The sequence below is a fragment of the Lysobacter sp. Root690 genome (genome assembly GCF_001427785.1).
In the GTDB taxonomy this organism is placed as follows: domain Bacteria; phylum Pseudomonadota; class Gammaproteobacteria; order Xanthomonadales; family Xanthomonadaceae; genus Lysobacter.
This window is the reverse complement of record NZ_LMHM01000014.1, coordinates 89,319-104,157: the sequence shown is the minus strand read 5'-3', so window position 1 is coordinate 104,157 and position 14,839 is coordinate 89,319. Positions and strand designations below refer to the sequence as shown.

Sequence of the window (14,839 nt, the reverse complement as noted above, 5' to 3'; positions counted from 1 at the left end):
CGCAACTGCCTTCAGCCGCACAAGTGGGTCGTTCAAGCGACGGCCCGACCCAGCACGCACACCGACTGTCCCAACGTCCCCATGTCGCGGACCTCCCGTCCGTCGGCCCAGCGCAAGGTCCGGTCAATCGGAATATGCGGAAGATGGCCATCGTGGATCTGAACAATTTCCAAGTCGAGATGACGGGCGAAGGCGCCGATCATGTCGCGGTCGATGAATTGATTAAGCACCTTCTCAGGCCGTTCGTCGCGCACCGAATTTTCGAAAATGAACCAATGCGAGGCGATACGAAATTCCAGGAACGAAAATACGATTCGTCCATCCGGCTTGAGAACGCGCCGGGCCTCACGTAAATAGCGATAGGTTTCCTCATGCAACAGGTGAGTGAATACGGAAAAGAACACGACGAAATCGGCCGACTCATCCGGCTCGGGAATCGTGACGCCGGGCGCCGTGTAGAAACGCCAGTCATTTCGTCCGCACAGCGTCCGCGCGTACTGATGCAACTCCGGCACGACATCGATTCCAACGAAGCTTCCGACCAGATAATCCTTGAGTTGGACCGCGAGCCGACCGCTGCCACAACCGACATCGATGATAGATTGCTCCGGTCGCAACCCCAGATGCTTGAGCAAACAGAACTCCAAGACACCAACCGTCTCGAAGTCCCCACCCACCGCCAGCTCCATCGCCCTGGCCATATCGTGCGATCCGATCAGGCTGCGACTTTGATTGAGATAACTGCTGATGAAATGCGGAAGCTTCATGCCGCGCCAACCTGCTTGTCATGGATATGAAAAGACGCCATCGAGCTAACGCCTGTAACGTCGATTTTCCACCGCTCCGTATTTTGTCCAGTGCGCCTTTGCGCTGTGCTCCCCACTGATGCCCGCGTCCCTCAGTCCAGGGTTCAGGTCCAGATACGCGCCATGCATAAAATCCGCGGGTGCCGAGTAGCGGGTGGCCCTACCCTCGTTGGCGCCATAGGTGAGATAGTGCAACGTCGCACCGACAGGATTGGCCAACCCGGCCCTGGCCACGTCGGGATGCAGGAAAAGATATGTCGGCCAATGAAAATTCTGCGGCTTATCGGAGAAATCGTAAGCGGCCGAGTAGCCGTGCGCGAACAGGCCAAAATTCTGGTTGAGAATACGACCATACTCCTTCGGCGGCGCCCCATGCACGTACACACGCTTCCAGGTCGCATATAGGCCGAGCGTGCGCGGATCGTCCAGACAGGAAAGGACCATCGACGGGTTCTTGTACGGAACATCTATACCGACCACGCAACGCGAATTGATCATGAGGCACGCGTCAATGAAGTCGAAGGCCTCCGATCCGAGCGGATCGTTCGCGTGACGTTTCTCAACGGACAAAATGATTCTTGAAAAACCCGACCTGAGCGCGGCATCGAAATGCTCCACGCTGTAGCATTTCATTACCACCTGATTGATCAAGCCAGCCGAGCGCGATGTGTTCGCCAGATGCGAGATGGTGAATTCGTAGTCCCGGTCACTTGAAATACCGCAGACCAAGGCCCGCCCCTTTCGCGCGCAAAGCCCGATCGCATCCTCGACGGCGATCGGCGTCAACCCGCCCTCGAACCGACTCAGCAGGAACTGCTCTGTCGATGTCGATATGAATTCTTGTTTGAGTCCGTATTTTTCCTCGGTTCCTTGCCGCGCGACGACGACGCCATCAGCGCAGCGGGAGAATTCCAACTCCACCCAATCCACCGCGACCAAAGCGCACTCGATCGCCTCGCGGGAACTTGACTCATTCACTCCCTTGAACCTGCCGCCTTTTTGAGCAATCAAGCGGTTTCGTGAGAAGAACAAGTTCTGGTGCGCGGCCGAATAAGAGGACTCCGTCTTTCGTCGCTCGCGCAGCTCGACCAGGGACCGCCCTTGCTCCATGTCACACGCACGAGCGATCTCCGTCGCCACTGCCTTCACGCTCCCTGCCTCGATCCTCGTACCATGCAGGATTCTGTTACGCATGCGTTGCAAGGCCACGGACACATGCTCGTCCGCTGCCAGGATCCTGTCGACGGCGCGCATCACTCCATCCGGACGTGTCGGCAACCCGCCACAAAACAGCTCGGCCGTGCCCGCTGCATAGGGGAAGTCATAAACGACGGCATTGTTGTCGGAATACTCCCTGAGCAACAGCTGCACGACCGGCCGCCCCAACGCCGCGGCCTCGTAGATCGTCGAGGAGAGATCGGAAACCACACAGTCGGCATGCTTGAGCAGCTCACTGACCACTCCGCTTTCGTTCAGCGCGACATTCAGCCTTGAAACATCCAGATGCGCGGTTTCTGGATGCAGCAACGCGACATGGTTATCGATCTTGGCTATCTCCAAAATCGCGGCTGCCATGTCCGGATTATTGGAAATGTGCCAGGTCGGCGCGAACAGAATGATGGGCCGCGCGGGGTTCAGCGCATACTTGAGCGCGATCTGCTCCCTGCTTAACAAGGGCGGCTGCAGCAGTTGCCCGGACTTGATGAATCCGGCCGACCTGACCTTGCCGTAGCTGCCGCCGATGTCGGAAAAGAACGTCAGCAGGGCATTGGTGTGATCCGGTCCTGCGGTGACGATCACGTCGAAGAAGTCGAAACGCGCGGGGTTCGACAAGAACCACTTCAAGTGACTGGCGCCATGATCGACCAATACCCTGGGCTTGCTAGCGTACTCGCTCGCCGGTGCGCTCATCGGAAGATTGAAATACACCAGACAATCGCAATCCACTCCGCTGGGCAGAGTCTGGCCTGCCGAGAATATCGGCGCGATATTGGCGGCAGTGAGTTCGTTGACCAGACTCAAGGCGCAGTCGTAATGTTTGCGGATGTAGGTATCGCCGAATAGAACCCGCTTGCATTTGAAGCGATCCCCAAGCTCGAGCTTCACCTCGGTGGATGAAATTCCCGGCGTCCTGGTGAGATACACTACCTCGCAACTGACCCAGTCGAACTTTCCGCGCCAATCGTCACCCATGACGAGCAAATCGGCGCCATGCTCGCGAATGTATTCATCCTTTCGCTCCAGCGAGTCTTCGAAGAACACCTCATCTACGACCTTCAGAGCCGCGACGCATTCCATACGATGCTTCTGGTCGAAGAAGGAACGCTTGCCCTTCTGCGCATTCAAGTGATCCGTGGACACGCCCACGACCAGGTAGTCGCCCAGCGATTTCGCCCGCTCCAGAATCCTCAAATGTCCGTCGTGCAACAGGTCAAAGGTTCCAAACGTTATGACTTTTTTCATTGGCCGGACGATCTTTTTACGTTGTCTGGGCGATCGAGCGAGCGACGCATCTCAGTTCCAGAACCGTGACGGGGCGAATCTAGGCAGGGAAAAATCCGCGACCTTTCGCGCGATCTTGCGATCCATCTCGAACACCGGCTCTTCGAGAAGATGCAGATTGTCGCGGCCGACCAGTCGACCGAACTCCTCGCGTAACCGCTGTGCTTGCTCGTCCCCACCCCATTTTCGAGCCAGGTAGTATCCACCGGCCAACATCGATTGCTGGCGGCTGCGCTCGGTCGTCGATGCCTTGTCGCCGATGAACCTCGGCGTGACGTCATGCACGAATCGGGCGGCCGGACACACCTTGAGGTAGCCACCGATCAGCCTGACACGCCACGACAGATCGACATCCTCGCAGTACATATGAATCTTTTCGTCGAACCCGCCGACCTGCGTCCAAAGCTTGTAGGGCAGCGCGAAGCAAGCACCGGAAACCCAAGCGGTATCCAGAGTCACCGGATCGTGCCATTTCGGATGATCGATAGGCGCCGCACTTCCCTCGATCAAGGCCTGATCGCCATAGAAGTCGGAAAAATCAAGCAAGGCCTTTATGCAACCCGGAGTGAAGTACCCATCCGGGTTGGCCCCGATGTACAACCGATCCGTATCGAAGCAGCGCCTCATCAATTCGTTGTGCGCTCGACCAAAGCCGATGTTTGCGCAGTTCTCGTCGAAAATGATCCTGTCGCCCAGAACCTTTCGATATCGCGGAAGGTTTTCGGGATCGTTCACGTAGTACATCCAATCGATACGATAGCCGTCGCTGATGCGCACTTCATTTCGCAGCGACGCATCCAGACGCCTGAGCTCTTCCTCGCTATTGTCGTAAAGCACTATCCCAATGAACGCATCGCGTCGACGCTCGTGGGCTCGATGACGCAGCGATGGCAGCGAATCGCGGGCATAGGGTGTCGGCCACGCAGGCCCGGCGATGCGTCCGGTTCCCCTGGTATGCGCGAGGAATCCCTTGACGCTGCGAAACGCATCGTTTCCGGACAGATGTGCGGAGTTCCTCAGGAACTGGGCACTAACCCGCTCGTCGGGCGCGAATCGTCGCCCTTCGGCGAGTCCGTACTGGATCAGATGCAGTAATGGGACGACGTTGGCCTGCTCCAAGTCAAGATTGTCCGACATGTAGTACGCCATGGATGCCAGCGAGCTGCATTCCAGGTATCCGGCATCGCAGCGCCCTCGGACGTTGAGATAGCGCTCCAATGGAATGTCCTCGGAGTTCATGGCCGGTCGCCCCTCGGATTTGCGGTACACCGCGTTCTCGAAGAACGGGCCTGGATCGACGTCGGTGCATTGCAACATATGGCGTAGTCCGCGAAACCGACGGAACTGCTCGCGCTTTCGCTCCAGATCCCATCCGCTTGAACCTGGTTGAATCTGTTCGAGAATGTAGTCCATGTCGAACAGAACACAGGGCGCACGCCCCTCGAAGAATCCATGCGTAACGTAGTGCAACAGCGGATTGACGTCGCTTGCGACCAGATCCGGATTGCTATCCAGATAGTAGCGCCCGTTAAACAGCGCGGAGGTGGAGGCGCCCCAGTAGTCTCGGCTCTCGAGATACATGAATTCGACCGGGACACTCGCCGCTTTGCTCAGGTCCACGCCTATGGCCCGCGCCAGATATTCTGGATCGAACAAGCCCGACTCACGCAACAATGCCATTTCGGCTAATTTTTCGTTCAACATTGATCAAAAATCCGAGGCGAACAGTTTCACTTGGTAGGTACTGCGCAAGGCGTCAAGGCGATCGCGATTGCGCTTCCATACCTCCTGTTTCTCGCGATCCTCTTCGCTTCCGTTGTTGCTCGGGGTGCTGTTACTGTGATCGCTACGGATGATGTAAATGCCTATCCGACAACCGAGCGCGGAGAAATCGCAAGGGTTGGGCCCGGCGACGCGCAGCAGGAAGTCGTAGTCCTCGACCCGGCTCAGCTCGCTCCTGAAATACAGCTCACATGGATCAATTTTCGAACAATCGATTAGATACGAATGCAAAGGACAAAAATTATCCTTGACCAAATCCATCTTATTCTTGCCAACGAACGGATAGCTCATGTCGTATATGAAGTCGTAATCGCGCATACCGACCGCATGCGCCATCTCGATGCCGGCGAATGAAACCGCCACCTGGGTTTCCAGCAGCGGTCGCTTCAGGATTTTGTAGGCATGCGTGTAGAGAATGTCGTCGTAATCCAGGAACGCCAGGAAGCGATTACCGAGCTTCAGATGTCTTTGAATCCCCAGATTCATCAGATCCGAACGCGCATCGCCTATCCCTTCGTCCGAATAGTTGACCACCGAGGCGGCGGGTAGCCAATCGAAGAACCACTGCCTGGCTACCGCGCGCGAAGTGGCCTCGACATCCGATGGACTGAACCGCTGCGTCACCACGATTGGTTGAATCTCCGCATCTGTCTGCGCATGCAAGCTCTGGATTGCCCGCTCCAGTTTTGGCAGCTCGCGTATGTCGTGGAAACGTACAATCACGCTGACGACATCGTTCAGCGCGGACGCATTTTCCGCTTTTTCAACCGCTTTTACCGCCGCCTTCTTGAACATGATTATTTCGCCACTTGTCTCAATTCATTTCGATTAGCGCGGCGTTCGCCAACGGCAACGGCGCACCGGCCTTCCCCGCCAATCGACCGGCGCTGACCCTCAAGGTGCTGATGAATCCGTCGGGGTCGAAGCGCGCCGGCCGTAGCATCGTCACCCGGAATCCATAGCGGCCCGACTTCTTCGCCAGATGCAGGCGCACGTCCAGGCGATCCACTCGCTCGGGCTCCAGCATTTCGCGAACGCCGTTTGCTTCGACCAGGACCATGCCGACCTCGCCGCCCCGGTCGTCGGTCGCCCAACCTTCCAGCTCGATGCCGCCTTCCACGATGCGTACCCGTTCAACCACGCCCGTGGCGTGTCCGAACAACAAGGGATCGGATGCACGGGCCTGCGTCTGCAACTGCGCGCCGACCCTGGAAACGATGTCCTGATAGGCCTCTATGCCTTCTTCTATATCGCCGAAATAGCGCATCTTTCCGTTGTCCATCACCAGCGCCTTGTTGCACACACGCCTGTGCAGCTCTATTCCGTGGCTTGCCATCACCACGATCCTGCTGTGATTGAATCGGTCCTCCATGCGACTTCGCGCACGCTCCATGAACGCAGCGTCGCCGGTGGCGATCCACTCATCCATCAGCAAAATGTCGGGCTGAACACAGGTGGATATCGCGAACCCCAAGCGCATTCGCTGTCCGGACGACAGGGCGTGCAATCGGTAATTCGCGCGATCGCGCAGGCCGGAGAAGTCCAGGATGTCGCCCAGTGCGTGCAGCAGCTGTCGGCGCCGTAGACCCATCGCAGTGCCGCGGAGGATGATGTTTTCGGTGACCGACGCATATTCCGAAAATCCAATTGTCGCGTTGAGCAGAGATTGCATGGTGCCGCGACGCTCGACCGAGCCACGGGTGGGAGCCAACGCGCCGTTGAGCACCCGCAGCAGCGTGCTCTTTCCCGCACCATTCAATCCGATCAACGCAATTCTGTCGCCCTCGCGAGCAGCAAATTCGATTCGCGACAATACGGTGGCATAGCGACGCACACTGCCGGATAGCGCGGCCTTGAAACCCATGGCGCCCGCGGTCGAGCCACGCTGCAGATCCAAAGGCAATTCTAGGGATACGTCATGGACGTTCAGGCATACAGTCATGGTTTCAACCTCAAAGCCAAACGGGCACGCGACGTGCCTTCGCGCCGTAGACAACGGACGCAAGCAATACGCCCACCAGCGTGAGCCCGCCCAGATAGGCATAGGTCGTCGGCTCGACAGCTTCCTGGAGCAACGGACCACGCACCACCGCCAGCAAGTGATACAGCGGATTCAATCGCATCAACTGGCCATGCAATGTCTCCGCAGAGGCCGCACTCGAGTACCAGACAATCGGCGTGATCAAGAACAACGCCATGATCGCGCTGCCCATCAGTTCGTGCAGATCCGGGAAGCGAGCCCCCGCGATCGAAAACAGTACGCCGTAGAGAAACAGGTTCAGCACAACCACCGCCATGCCCGCGATCGATGGCGCTAGTCCGGCCGGGTCGAATTGCGGCGAAGCCAGTACGGCAATCGCAACCACGGGCAGGGAAAGCAGGAAGTAATAGAACGACCGCGCCACGGATCGCAGAACGAAATCGGTCAGGCGCACATGACCGTCATAGATGTAGGACTGGCTGTTGGCGAAGACCGATGTAGCGTCGATCAGCACAGTCGAAAAAAATCTAAACACTAGGAAGCCCATGCCGACGTGCGCCAGAAAATTCGGCCCGCTGACGCCTGGCTGCAACGCGGCCAGGAAACCGCCGATGCCCCAGATGTATACGACCGTGGGAATCAACAGCCAGACAATGCCCAAGCGAGTCTTTCGGTATTTGACTACGGTATCCAGCCAGCTTCCATAGACCCAATGGTCCGGTCGCCTCAAGCTGTGCAGAAGATGCGTGAACAATAGGCTCATGGGCTCACCAGTACGCAATGGGAAGGCCGAACGGCGCCCGAGACGCGGCTGGCCATGGAACGCGGCGGAAACGCCAGCTCGAAATGCAGACTGTTCAACGACAGGTTCGGGTTATAGGCGGGATCGTTGAGCAACAGGTCGCCCCAGCGCTGGCGCATGATGTCGGTCTCGGTGCGGAAGCGCGCGCGTTTTTCCGGCGTGTTTTCGTGTCCGCGGCTCGCCGATTCGTGATGGTAAAGTTCGGCGAACGGCGTCCACACGTTGCGATAGCCGCGTTCGTGGATACGCAGGCACAGGTCGATGTCGTTGAACGCGATGGCCAGGCCCTCGTCCATGCCGCCGACCTCGTCGAACACCTCGCGCCGTATCGCGAGGCAGGCGCCGGTGACGGCGCTCATGTTCTGCACGACACCCGCGCGCCCGAGGTAACCGTTGCTGCCGCGACGCAGGTGGACGTGGGCATGGCCGGCAATGCCGCCGACGCCGAGGATCACCCCCGCGTGCTGGATGGTGTCTCCGGGGTAGTACAGCATGCCGCCTACGGCGCCGACTTCGGTGCGCGTAGCATGCGACACCAATTCGTCCAGCCATTGGGCGGCGATTATTTCGGTGTCGTTATTGAGCAGGCACAGCACGCTGCCCGCTGCATGATGCGCGCCATGATTGATGATCGCGGAAAAATTGAAAGTGCCCGGATACTCGATAACGCGGACACGCTCGCGCGTTCGAAGCTGGTTGAGGTAGGCCAGCGCGGACGGCTCGGTCGAGCCGTTGTCGATCACCAGTATTTCGTACGAACGATAGGAGGTCCGCTCGAGCAAGCTGGCGATGCACTTCTTCAACAGGTCGGCGCGATCCCGGGTCGGCACCAATACGGATACCTGGGGCGGTTCCGCGCCGAGCTTGCGCACCGTGCGGTAATAGCCATGCTGCGTCACCTCAACGCTCGCGTCCACGCCGGTGCGGCCCAGGTGATCCTCGATCGCGCGCCTGCCCGCATCCAGCGCGTAGGGCTTGCTGCCGCCGCTTTGCGCCGTGGATTCACCGCTTGAGCGCCAGTGATACAGCACCTTGGGTACATGCACGATTTGATCGGGTTGGATGCGTTCGGCGCAACGCAGGATCAGATCGTGGTCCTGCGCGCCTTCGTAGCCGGGACGCAATCCACCCAGCTCGCGCACCAGTTCGGCCTGGATCACGGTGAAGTGACAGACATAGTTCTGCCCGCACAGCAGGTCCGGATTCCAGGCCGGTTTGAAATGCGGCTCGTAGCGATCGCCCGATTCGTCGATCTTGTCCTCGTCGGAGTACAGCAAGCGCACATCGGGATGCTCGCCGATCGCCCGCGCCATTTCGCCCAGCGCATCGACATGCAGTTCGTCGTCGTGATCGAGGAAGCCGATAAACTCGCCGCGCGCCAGATCGATCGCGTTGTTGCTCGCCTCGCAGATATGCCCGTGGTTCTCGCGGAAATGCACGGCGATGCGCGGGTCGCGACTGGCGTAGCCGCGCAACAGACGCTTGACCGCGCCCGAGGAGGAGGCGTCGTCGGCGATGCACAGTTGCCAGTTCGGATAGGTCTGGGCGAGCACGCTGTCGATGCAGCGGCGCAGCCAAGGCAGCGGCGTGTCGCGCACCGGCAGCACGATCGAGATCAGCGGGCCGTCGCCGGCCGGGTCGATCGATGCGGCGCCGGCACGCTCGGACAGATGACCGCCGAACCGCGCCAGCCACTGTTGATACGAATGCGCGCGCTGACGCAGGGTGCGGCGGTAGCGTTGCGCGAGCAGTTCGCCGCCGGCGCCGACCCTGCCGCGCAAGGCCCGGCTGAGAAACAACGCGAACGCGGTCAACGCGTCTTCCCACAGCAATCGCCGGGTGATGCGCTGGATGCCGCGCAGCATTTCGAACACCGCGCGCACGCGCGAAATCGGCTGGAAATCGAAACGGCGCAGGCCGAAGCACGCGCCGCATTCGGTCGGATCGAAACGCAACGCCAGCAGCGACGGGCCGATCACGATCACCGTCCGCGAGCGTCCGTTCGCGCTCGGATCGGCCAGGTCGATGCGGATGGATTCGTTGAGGCCGCTGCCATAATCGGGGTACAGGCACGGCGCGACGATCGCGCCGTCGTCGACAGCGAAATCCACCGTCAACAGGTACCAGCCGGTCGCCGGCAACGCGCCCCCGTGAGCCGCGCGCACCTCGAATTGAGGATCGTCACCCTCGGCGATGTAGCGAGACCGCGCGTCGGACGGGTCGGGCTGTTCCAGCAATTGCTGCAACGGCACCAGCGCCCACGGCTGACCCAGCCGATGTAGTGAACTGTTCTTCGACATCCCCTGCCCCGCACCCTCGTGACCCGGACGCACCGCGCCCGCCCCCACTCAAATCACCACCGGCGAAATCCCCGCATCGCCGCGGCGTTAAACAACTCGTGAAATATTTATTCTGATTAGAGAATCACACTCTGATCAGAGAAATGTCAAGCAAACGGCGGGGTGCCGTGCGCGCTGTACGGGCGGGGTAATTTCGGCTGAAAAGCAGCGGCGCGAAGGGCGCGCGGCGGGGCTTTATGAGTTTGCTGTGCCGCGATTTGCGCGAAATTCAACAACGGCCTGTATTAAACAAGCTATGCGCACGCACATTAATTACGCCGCATCCGAAGCGAACGGATCGAAACGCGACGGCGCGTGCCGACAATCGGCGGCGAAGTCGGGAGCGACGACTCCGGCATGGCACGAAGCGCTGCGATGGCGCGGCCGCTATCGCAGCGGTTAAGCGGTTTTTCCAGCGGCATCGGGCCGAAGCCCGACGCCGCGGTCAAGTCGGCAGGCGATCAGGCGAAACGATCGGTCGCCTGCACCAGCGCGTCGATGTTTTCGATTTCGAACGCCGAATGGCCCGAGGCCGGGGTGATGCTCAGCTCCGCCTTCGGCCACACCTGCTTGAGGTCCCACGCGTTCTGCAGCGGGCAGACCACGTCGTAGCGACCGTGCACGATCACCCCGGGGATGTCGGCGATCTTGTGCGCGTCGCGCAGCAACTGGTCTTCGACTTCGAAGAAGCCGCCGTTGACGAAATAGTGGTTCTCGATGCGGGCGAACGCCAGCGCGAACTTGGCGTCTTCGTGGCCGCTGACGAAGTCCTGGTCGACATGCAGGAAACTGGTCGCGCCTTCCCACACGCTCCAGGCGCGCGCGGCGTCGAGCCGGGTCTGTTCGTCCTCGCTGGTCAGGCGGCGATGGAACGCGCTGATCAGATCGTGGCGCTCGACCAGTGGAATCGCCTGGAGATAGTGCTGCCACGCATCCGGGAACAGACGCGAGGCGCCTTCCTGGTAGAACCATTCCAGCTCCCAGCGCCGCAACATGAAGATGCCGCGCAGGACCAGTTCGGTGACGCGTTGCGGATGGGTCTGCGCGTATGCCAGCGACAGCGTCGCGCCCCACGAACCGCCGAACACCTGCCAGCGCTCGATGCCGAGCTGCACGCGCAGTTTTTCGATATCCGCGACCAGATCCCAGGTGGTGTTGCCGACCAGATCCGCATGCGGGGTGGAGCGACCGGCGCCGCGCTGATCGAACAGCACGATGCGGTACTTGGCCGGGTCGTGAAAGCGCCGCATCTTCGGGCTGCAACCCGCGCCGGGACCGCCGTGCAGCAGCACCACCGGTTTGCCGTTCGGGTTGCCGCACTGTTCGTAATACAGGCTGTGACGATCGTCGACCTGGATCGTGCCGGTGTCGAAGGGTTCGATCTCGGGATAGAGCGTGCGCATCGCAGGTCTCGCAGTCGGGGATGCGCCAGTTTACCGGGACCGGCCGGCCGATCGCGCGCGCATGCGGCGGTCTGTGCGCGGATACTCGCATCGATCGGCCCGCCTGGATGCGGGCGACGCTTCAGTCCGGCGCGCGGCGCGCCAGGCTGACCCGGTCGCGGCCTTCCCAATCCTGTTCGGTCGCGACCTCGATCAGCCCCACCGACTGCAATAACGCGCGCACCGCCTCGCCCTGCGTCCATCCGTGTTCGATCAACAACCAACCACCCGGACGCAGATGCGAAGGCGCTTCGCGGGCGATGACGCGGATCGCATCCAGGCCGTCTTCGCCCGAGGCCAGCGCGTTGGCCGGCTCATAACGCAGATCGCCCTGGCGCAGATGCGGATCGTCGGATTCGATATACGGAGGATTGCTGGCGATCAGGTCGAAACGCTCGCCGGCCAGCGGCGCGAACCAATCGCCCTGACGGAATTCCACGCGCTCCAGCCCCAACGCCGCGGCGTTGCCGCGCGCGACCTCCAGCGCCTGCGCGCTGACATCGACCGCGATCACCCGCGCCGACGGCCGCTCCATCGCCATCGCCAGCGCGATCGCGCCGCTGCCGGTGCCCAGGTCGGCGAGCGTGAACGCGCCGGATTCGGGCAGACGCTGCAAGGCCAGTTCGACCAGCCGCTCGGTTTCCGGACGCGGGATCAAGGTCGCCGGAGTGACCCGCAGATCGAAGCGCCAGACCCCGCGCGAGCCGGTCAGGTAGGCCACCGGCTCGCCATCGGCGCGGCGGGCGATCAGTTCGCGCACCGCTTGCGCCTTCGTCTCGTCCAACATTTCGTCGGCATGCGCGAACAACCAACTGCGCGACTTGCCGAGGGCGTGGCAGACCAGCAATTCGGCATCGGCCGCGTCCATCCGTTGGCGCGCCTCGCGCAGCAGGGCATCGATGCGGGTCATGGGCGGCGCGGACGGGATCGGCGGAAAGGGGCGCCATCGTAACGCGATCGGTCGCTGGTCCGGATTGCGCCGGTTGCCGCGAATCGGAGTGCAAGGCGTCGACTCGCGATCCGTGACGCGCGAACCGCACGCGTACGCCGCGCGAATCCGGCGGCCGCGCGAAACCGTGCTGCGACGCAACGCACCGCGTTGGCGATCTGTGCGCCGCGTCGAATCCGCGCGTCCGCACGCGAACCGGTACAGCACCTTGATTGCTCAGGAAAAACTTCGCGACCGCGCCGGGTTTAAACGAATTTACCTGTTTTAAATCGATCCAAATATTGACACGCCGAAATCCGCGCTCGCACTGTCGCCCCGTCGCCGCACGGCGACAAGGACTGCGTTCCCGCGCCGCGCCCGCCATCGCGACGCGGGAACGCGCATTGCCGCCAATGCGTCGCCGCCGACGCTCATCGCAGGGGACCGCTCCATGTCGAAGTCGCACCAGAAACCGTCCGCCACCCGCCGCCGGCTCGCGCCCGCATTCGCCGCGTTGACCCTCGCCCTGGCCGCGCCGGCCGCGATCGGCGCCGAATCGGCGATCTTCGGCGGCGGCCCGTTCTATTCCGGCGGCCAGACCGTGATCAACGATCTGCGCAACTCCGGGTTCACCACGGTGTTCCTGTGGAGCATCCACATCGAGGACAACGGCGACCTGGTCTACAACGACATCCCGATCGTCAAGAACGGCGCCTACGTCGGTGCCGACGCCGATTGGCCGGCGCGACTGGCGACGCTGAAAACCGCGCCGACCTCGGTCAAGCGCGTGGAGGTCTCGATCGGTGCCTGGGGCGTGCCCGACTTCGAGCGCATGTCCAAGCTGGCCAACGGCACCGCCGCCGGCTGCGGCACCACCCTGGTCTGCGGCACCGGCAGCGGCAGCATCCTGTACCGCAATTTCCAGGCGCTGAAGACCGCCACCGGCGCCGATGCGGTCAACTTCGACGACGAGAGCCACTACAACGTCGCCGACACCACCACCTTCGGCCAGATGCTGGTCGGGCTGGGCTACAAGATCACCTTCGCGCCCTACACCAACCAAAGCTTCTGGAAGGGCGTGAAAGACAACCTGGGCGCCTCGGTCGACCGCATCTACCTGCAGGTTTACGACGGCGGCGCCGGCAACAACCCGGCCACCTGGAACACGGCGATGGGCATGACCGTCATGCCCGGCCTGTGGACCAAGCACGGCAGCGGCTGCAGCGCCGGCGACAGTCCGGCGCAGGTCAACACGCGCATGGCCGGCTGGAAGACCAGCGCCGGCATCAGCGGCGGCTTCCTGTGGCTGTACGACGACATCCAGGCCTGCTGGGCGCAAGGCACCAGCGCGCAATACGCGGCGGCGATCAACAACGCCCTCAGCGGCAACACCGCGCCGGTGGCGAACTTCGGGGTCAGCATCAGCGGGCTTACCGCGAATTTCAGCGACTCCTCCAGCGACGCCGACGGCAGCATCGCCTCGCGCAGCTGGAACTTCGGCGACGGCGGCACGTCCACCGCGACCAATCCTTCGCGCACCTACGCGAGCGCCGGCAACTACACCGTCAGCCTGACCGTCACCGACAACGGCGGCGCGAGCCACACCAAGACCCAGACGGTGTCGGTGGGCGCGGGCAACGTCAACCTGGCGCTCAACAAACCGGTCACCAGTTCGGCCGCGTGCAACAGCAACGAATCGGCGGCGAAGGCGGTCAACGGCAGCACCTCCGGCGGCACTACCGACAAGTTCTGTTCGCTCGCCTCGCCAGCATGGCTGCAGGTCGACCTGGGTTCGGCGCAGACGGTCAGCGGTTTCACCGTCAAGCATGCCGGCGCGGGCGGCGAATCGGCCAGTTGGAACAGCAAGGCGTTCACCATTCAGACCTCGAGCAACGGCAGCACCTGGAGCACGCCGGTGAGCTCGAGCGCGAACACCGCCAGCACTTCGACCCATGCGATCACTGCTACGTCGGCGCGTTACATCAAGCTCAACGTGACCACGCCGACGCAGAACGGCGATCCGGCTACGCGGATTTATGAGTTCGAGGTGCGGTGAGGTTTGGTAATGGGGCCGGTTCGTGATGCGATCGCGGGCCGGCTTCATTGGGGGATTCGATCCGATCGGTGGGCACCGGGCCGGATCGAAAGCGGCGTCGTGGTTGTGTTTTCGCGGTCGCGGCTTGCGCCGCTCCTACAGGTAGACCATGTCGCTCGCGCTTGAAGCCTGGCAGTTCATCCAGCGCTGCGAAGCTTGTAA

General features: G+C 61.5%; 11 protein-coding genes. 2 read left to right on the top strand and 9 right to left on the bottom strand.

The genetic code is table 11. The features are described 5' to 3' along the window. Positions 1–32: 32 nt before the first annotated feature. From ASD86_RS16770 to prmC, 9 genes are all read right to left on the bottom strand, one after another. Entirely contained in the window at positions 33–767 is a 735-nt protein-coding gene (locus ASD86_RS16770) for a class I SAM-dependent methyltransferase (protein WP_056113061.1), read from the bottom strand. Between the two features lie 45 nt (positions 768–812). Continuing rightward, positions 813–3,269: an adenylyltransferase/cytidyltransferase family protein gene (locus tag ASD86_RS26055; protein WP_082578435.1), complete on the bottom strand. Its 2,457-nt coding sequence runs from the start codon at positions 3,267–3,269 to the stop codon at positions 813–815. A 51-nt stretch (positions 3,270–3,320) separates the two neighbouring features. Beyond that, positions 3,321–5,012, bottom strand: coding sequence for a hypothetical protein (locus tag ASD86_RS16760; protein ID WP_056113058.1), 1,692 nt, complete (start codon positions 5,010–5,012; stop codon positions 3,321–3,323). Positions 5,013–5,015: 3 nt separating this feature from the next. Beyond that, on the bottom strand, positions 5,016–5,885 hold the full coding sequence (locus tag ASD86_RS16755; RefSeq protein ID WP_056113055.1) for a glycosyltransferase family A protein: 870 nt from the start codon (positions 5,883–5,885) through the stop codon (positions 5,016–5,018). A gap of 19 nt (positions 5,886–5,904) precedes the next feature. Next, entirely contained in the window at positions 5,905–7,032 is a 1,128-nt protein-coding gene (locus tag ASD86_RS16750; protein ID WP_162253683.1) for an ATP-binding cassette domain-containing protein, read from the bottom strand. Positions 7,033–7,042: 10 nt separating this feature from the next. Further along, positions 7,043–7,834, bottom strand: coding sequence for a hypothetical protein (locus tag ASD86_RS16745; RefSeq protein WP_056113050.1), 792 nt, complete (start codon positions 7,832–7,834; stop codon positions 7,043–7,045). Further along, on the bottom strand, positions 7,831–10,173 hold the full coding sequence (locus ASD86_RS16740) for a glycosyltransferase family 2 protein (RefSeq protein WP_082578433.1): 2,343 nt from the start codon (positions 10,171–10,173) through the stop codon (positions 7,831–7,833). The genes ASD86_RS16745 and ASD86_RS16740 overlap by 4 nt, the downstream gene beginning before the upstream one ends. Positions 10,174–10,673: 500 nt before the next feature. Then, positions 10,674–11,615 carry a prolyl aminopeptidase gene (pip, locus tag ASD86_RS16735; protein WP_056113045.1) on the bottom strand — a complete coding sequence of 314 codons (942 nt, stop codon included), beginning with the start codon at positions 11,613–11,615 and terminating at the stop codon, positions 10,674–10,676. Positions 11,616–11,736: 121 nt separating this feature from the next. Further along, positions 11,737–12,564 carry a peptide chain release factor N(5)-glutamine methyltransferase gene (gene prmC / locus ASD86_RS16730; protein ID WP_056113042.1) on the bottom strand — a complete coding sequence of 276 codons (828 nt, stop codon included), beginning with the start codon at positions 12,562–12,564 and terminating at the stop codon, positions 11,737–11,739. Between prmC and ASD86_RS16725 the strand changes: the two genes are divergently transcribed. Together ASD86_RS16725 and ASD86_RS16720 are read left to right on the top strand one after the other, a co-directional pair. Beyond that, on the top strand, positions 12,563–12,871 hold the full coding sequence (locus tag ASD86_RS16725; protein ID WP_056113039.1) for a hypothetical protein: 309 nt from the start codon (positions 12,563–12,565) through the stop codon (positions 12,869–12,871). The two genes, prmC and ASD86_RS16725, sit on opposite strands and share 2 nt — an antisense overlap. 162 nt (positions 12,872–13,033) lie before the next feature. After that, entirely contained in the window at positions 13,034–14,638 is a 1,605-nt protein-coding gene (locus ASD86_RS16720; RefSeq protein WP_082578432.1) for a PKD domain-containing protein, read from the top strand. The last annotated feature ends 201 nt before the right edge of the window (positions 14,639–14,839 follow it).

Coding starts and splice junctions, on each gene's coding strand:
- ASD86_RS16770 (WP_056113061.1), bottom strand. CDS start 767: ATGAAGCTTCCGCATTTCATCAGCAGTTATCTCAATCAAAGTCGCAGC.
- ASD86_RS26055 (WP_082578435.1), bottom strand. CDS start 3,269: ATGAAAAAAGTCATAACGTTTGGAACCTTTGACCTGTTGCACGACGGA.
- ASD86_RS16760 (WP_056113058.1), bottom strand. CDS start 5,012: ATGTTGAACGAAAAATTAGCCGAAATGGCATTGTTGCGTGAGTCGGGC.
- ASD86_RS16755 (WP_056113055.1), bottom strand. CDS start 5,885: ATGTTCAAGAAGGCGGCGGTAAAAGCGGTTGAAAAAGCGGAAAATGCG.
- ASD86_RS16750 (WP_162253683.1), bottom strand. CDS start 7,032: ATGACTGTATGCCTGAACGTCCATGACGTATCCCTAGAATTGCCTTTG.
- ASD86_RS16745 (WP_056113050.1), bottom strand. CDS start 7,834: ATGAGCCTATTGTTCACGCATCTTCTGCACAGCTTGAGGCGACCGGAC.
- ASD86_RS16740 (WP_082578433.1), bottom strand. CDS start 10,173: ATGTCGAAGAACAGTTCACTACATCGGCTGGGTCAGCCGTGGGCGCTG.
- pip (WP_056113045.1), bottom strand. CDS start 11,615: ATGCGCACGCTCTATCCCGAGATCGAACCCTTCGACACCGGCACGATC.
- ASD86_RS16725 (WP_056113039.1), top strand. CDS start 12,563: ATGGGCGGCGCGGACGGGATCGGCGGAAAGGGGCGCCATCGTAACGCG.
- prmC (WP_056113042.1), bottom strand. CDS start 12,564: ATGACCCGCATCGATGCCCTGCTGCGCGAGGCGCGCCAACGGATGGAC.
- ASD86_RS16720 (WP_082578432.1), top strand. CDS start 13,034: ATGTCGAAGTCGCACCAGAAACCGTCCGCCACCCGCCGCCGGCTCGCG.